We start from the raw sequence: 4,366 nt of genomic DNA, 5'->3' as shown, positions 1-4,366 counted from the left end.
CGGGGCGATCACCACCGGGGCAGCCGTTAGGGGTTGGGCGTAGGTGATGGTGAACTGGCTGGCTGCTGCGGTATTGCCGTTACCGGCCGCGTCCTGAGCCACGTTGGCGGGCACGTTCACTGTGACTGTACCATTGGCACTGGGAGTGACGTTGAACGTATAGGTGGTGCCGCTCCCTGAGAAACCGCTTAGGGTGCCGTTGGTCACCGTCACATCACCCGCCACGAAGCCCGTTACTGATTCCGAGAAGCTGACCGTGAATGGGATCGGACTTGTACCCGTAGAACCACCGGTAGTCCCCGCTGTGGAGGTGATGCTTACGCTGGGTCTGACCGAGTCGATGGTGAAGGTGTTCGTGTTGGAGTTCCCGCTCACCGCCTGACCGCTCCCCTGCGCTGTGGCTTGCACCGTGTGACTGCCCTGAGCCAGGGCGGTGGGCTGAGTCAGGCTGAAGTTGCCACCCGTAGCCGTGGTGGTGCCGATGGGGGTGCCATCGACAAAGAAAGTCACGGTGCTGCCCGCTGGTGCGGTACCGGTGTAAACGGGCGTTGCCGTGATGAGCAGGCTACCATTGGCGGGGGTGGTCACCACGGGCGCTGTTGTGGGAAGGGGGGCCGTTACCGTCGCCGTCGCGTACCAGAAATTTCGAGTAAACGTATTACACTGGCCGCTCGTACTAGTTGGTGAATTATCAAACAACAGCATAATACGCCTGTCATTATTCATCAGGCCTGAATAGTAGTTACCTCCTCTACCACTGGCGTTCGGCGTGAAACCAGTACCCGTTGTCCAGGTGCTGCCCGACGTGCCTGCCAGCTGATACGCATAATTCAGTTGAGATGGGCCGCTTTGGCTATCATTATAGACCAAAAATTTGTCGCCGTTGGCGTTGATCCGCAAGGTGTGCTGCGAGTTAACGTCCCCGATTACGTTTCCATTGATCTGACTCGTCACAAATGAGCCGGAAACGTTTGTCGTATAGTAGAGCTTTTTTTGATAATCCGAGTGTACGATGTGTATCTTGTTGGCGGCATCGGTATCGATCGTGTTGGTAACCGCCTGAGGTTGGTCGGTAGCACCCGTCACCAGTTCCTGAGGTGTTGACCAACTGCCCGTCGTATTATTGATATAATAGAGGCTACCATCCCTGCCCGTTCCAGCGGTTTCGCGCCGAAAGGAAAAGTGGGCCTTGGCGTTCCCATCAATGGCCAGATCAAACCGGCCAATTTCGTTCGAGGTTGTCCCCCCGTTGGAACTCCCAGATTGCGTGAAGGCCGTCTCACCGACCCAATTACCTCCCGTGAACCGGTAATACCGAAGCGTGTAGGTTCGGGGGGTGACGGCGATGTTGTATCGAAACGCAACGTGGGGTTGATTCTGGGCATCCACTTCGATAACTTCTTCGGCCAGCGACTCATTGGTCGAATTTGCCGCCAAGATTTGCAGGGCCTGAAAGGACCAACTGGTTCCATTGGTACTTAGTCCATACCATATTCCTTGTCTGCCGGCTGATGCCGATATCCCGCTAAACGTAACATGAAACCGCCCCGTCCCGTCAATAGCCAGGGACACTCGATCGGTAGCAGCACTAAAGTCGGGTACTTTATTGGATGATGAAGTGCCGGTTGCCGTGGTGAATGTGCTCAACTGGGTCCAGCTGGAGCCGTCCCAACGAATAAGCTTGTAGGTAACGCTCACATCAGCTCCTTTGCGCCAGAGCGCATACATTTTACCGTCGGTCGGGTTTGTCGCAATGGCACTATACGGCCAGTTGCAGTCGGTACCGACCTCTATTTGAGCCGAAGTGAACGAAGACGGCTGAGCCTGCAAGGTTGACCAATGGCCAACTAATCCTAGCCAGAAGGCGCACAATAATAGCCAAACACGTTTATTGCTGGCATGAACGGGTATACGTGTACTCATACGCTGATTTGAAAATGGAAAGTGAAAAGTAATAGGTGTTTTATGGGTTGGCTGATTGCTCAAAGGATAGTATTGTTTAACGCATACTATCGCTTACGCGGAGGAGGGAGATAATTTAAACGGTGAGTAGGTAACTCATCGAATCATAAAGGAAACAAATATAGTGGGCACCCCATGTATTATGAATAGGTATTCATGGATTAATGTATGTAAGTAACTCTCCTGTATAGGTGAGCGACGTATTTATGTATGCTCGCTCAATCTCTCATTTGTTTGGCTTAGGCATTGCTAAAAAAATAACCCCGGTCAACTTGACCAGGGTGTATACTACAGACCGTAAAAGACAGGTATTAGAATTAACTGATGTGATCAATTGGCCATTTTGGTATACTTCAGTTCAAAGAATAACTATCTACTATTGGTTGTTGGACTGATAGTATATTGTAGATGAAGACTTTGCTTCGAAATAAACTGTCAAGAAAACCGTTCAGAAAACCCTCCGATTCCAATCAGGAAAAGACAGGACCAAATAACTAACTGTTTAGGATAGTTAATCGCATCCGCAAAGGCATTGGGCTGAGTGATTATTCAAAAGGTTAAGAATTAATACATTAAATGGAGATTTAGGTAAAACTGACCGCGACACGGTGGCCACCTAATTTCAGAAACAGCTGACTACGCATTGCCCGCTAAACTAGACACCGTCGGACGACCCCGCTTAGCTCCCTTTCCCACAGAAAATTAATTGTAAATAGGTCAGAAATCGCTGGTGGTCAAAACGCTACGGAATTTATTGTTCTATTTGTTCTATGCCTCTAAAATCTCCACCTAATCTTACTTTGCTAAGAAATTGGCCAAGTTATCTCCAATGAAGCGCCAGCCCCACTCAAATCGTTGCCTGGCGAAATGGGCATCCTGGGGAAAGCTCTCCAATCCGGTATGCGTAACCCTAAGTATGGTTTTGTCCCCGTCATCAAAAAGTTCGAAAGCCACTTCTGAACGACCCGGATAGCCCTTGTAAGCCCACGTATGCGCTAATTTTTGGCCCGCTATGACCTCCGTAACTTTCCAGTCTTTTTGATAAGCCGAGCCATCATTGGTGAAGCGAAACTCAAAGCCTACAGTCGGTTCGAATTGCTGTAATTGTGAGAAATACCATTCTCGCAGGGCGTCCTTTTCGGTTAGCGCTCGCCACATGCGTTCAATGGGGGTAGCGAACGTACGCTCAATAACTAGCGGAGTAGTCATACTATACAGTAAGTTAAGTCAACGCTTAGGCATTTAGGAAACGCCCAACGCCTGCTTTGGTTTCTGTTGAGCCCCTACTTCACCTAGGTGAGTAAATGTAAAGCCCTTAGAATACTTCAGTCCATAACCCAACATCCGATCCATGGATGAGTGACCAAACAATAACACACCCGCCAGTAACCAATAATCGTTAGCTAAAAACAAGCCAACTACGCCAACAACGATAGCAAACGCCTTATGATGAATTAAGTTATAGGTGAAAGCACCCGCTCTGGCATTAATCGTATAACCGATCATACTTAAGTCAGGAAGTAGCAACAAAGCGGGATACACCCACCAAACGAAGGGTAGTTTGGCAAATAAAATAATCGAGAGAGCGAACTGAGCGGCTTCTTCACCTTTGATGAGCGTTTTCATAGCGGTATGTAATTTGTTTTGATTACCCTACAAAGGTATCGACGCACTTACGCTCAGCTCCTTAACAAAAGATAAGGAATTAAACGGGAATGATACGACGACGAATACGACTGAGCGAAACCGGGGTAATCCCTAGATAGGAGGCTATGTATTGTTGAGGAATCCGTTCTATAATTTTACGTTTCGCCGGTGAGCCGAGGAATTTTAGATAACGCTCCTCTGGACTGAGAATGAGTTGTTCCGCTAATCGAACATCTAACCCCATAAACAAATACTCAGCCAGTTTCCGGCCAAACGTTTCATACACGGGGAACTGCTGATAAAGAGCCGTTAGCGTCTGATAATCAAAGAGTAGTAGCTGGCAGTCTTCTAATGCTTGAATGGACAGCGTACTGGGCTGACCCGTTATGCAGCTCAAGTAGGCAGCCACTAAACTATTCTCAAAGCAGAAATACGTTGTCCATTCTTCACCGTCCTTTTCGTAAAAAACCCGGCAAGACCCACTGAGCAAGAAACCGATTTGGGTAGTCTTTTGCCCTTTTTGGACTAAAAAGTCTTTCTTATTGATTGTCTTTATTGTCAACTGTTGTTCTAAGGCTTGCCACTCCAGATCGGTTAACTCGATAAAGTGGGTAAGGTATTTGCGTAATCGATCGCTCATAGCATGCTAGTACTCTTCCAAAATAGAGGTTAGAGCAAAATAATTAGCTTTGTGGCATGGGCCAAATCGCTACCCCGTTCGTCCTGTCGGAAGCCGACCAGACAACACTAAACAATC

General features: G+C 48.5%; 4 protein-coding genes. All 4 read right to left on the bottom strand.

Annotated features, from left to right (window positions below; translation table 11 throughout):
* A partial coding sequence (locus tag FH603_RS27665; RefSeq protein ID WP_186742508.1) for an Ig-like domain-containing protein occupies nt 1–1,923 on the bottom strand: 1,923 nt, incomplete at its 3' end.
* Between the two features lie 834 nt (nt 1,924–2,757).
* Nucleotides 2,758–3,171 carry an SRPBCC family protein gene (locus tag FH603_RS27660; protein WP_186742505.1) on the bottom strand — a complete coding sequence of 138 codons (414 nt, stop codon included), beginning with the start codon at nt 3,169–3,171 and terminating at the stop codon, nt 2,758–2,760.
* A gap of 33 nt (nt 3,172–3,204) precedes the next feature.
* Complete coding sequence (locus tag FH603_RS27655) at nt 3,205–3,588, bottom strand: DUF4260 domain-containing protein (protein WP_186742503.1); 384 nt, start codon at nt 3,586–3,588, stop codon at nt 3,205–3,207.
* 79 nt (nt 3,589–3,667) lie between these two features.
* Nucleotides 3,668–4,249, bottom strand: a complete 582-nt coding sequence (locus FH603_RS27650) for a Crp/Fnr family transcriptional regulator (protein ID WP_186742501.1) — start codon at nt 4,247–4,249, stop codon at nt 3,668–3,670.
* Between the last annotated feature and the right edge of the window lie 117 nt (nt 4,250–4,366).

This window comes from Spirosoma utsteinense, from assembly GCF_014282275.1.
Taxonomy (GTDB): domain Bacteria; phylum Bacteroidota; class Bacteroidia; order Cytophagales; family Spirosomataceae; genus Spirosoma; species Spirosoma utsteinense.
Note: the sequence above shows the minus strand (reverse complement) of the source record. Positions and strands in the feature narration are given on the sequence as shown.

What these genes read in the sequence shown, in the direction of transcription:
- FH603_RS27650 (WP_186742501.1), bottom strand. Translation starts at nt 4,249, where the DNA reads ATGAGCGATCGATTACGCAAATACCTTACCCACTTTATCGAGTTAACC.
- FH603_RS27660 (WP_186742505.1), bottom strand. Translation starts at nt 3,171, where the DNA reads ATGACTACTCCGCTAGTTATTGAGCGTACGTTCGCTACCCCCATTGAA.
- FH603_RS27655 (WP_186742503.1), bottom strand. Translation starts at nt 3,588, where the DNA reads ATGAAAACGCTCATCAAAGGTGAAGAAGCCGCTCAGTTCGCTCTCTCG.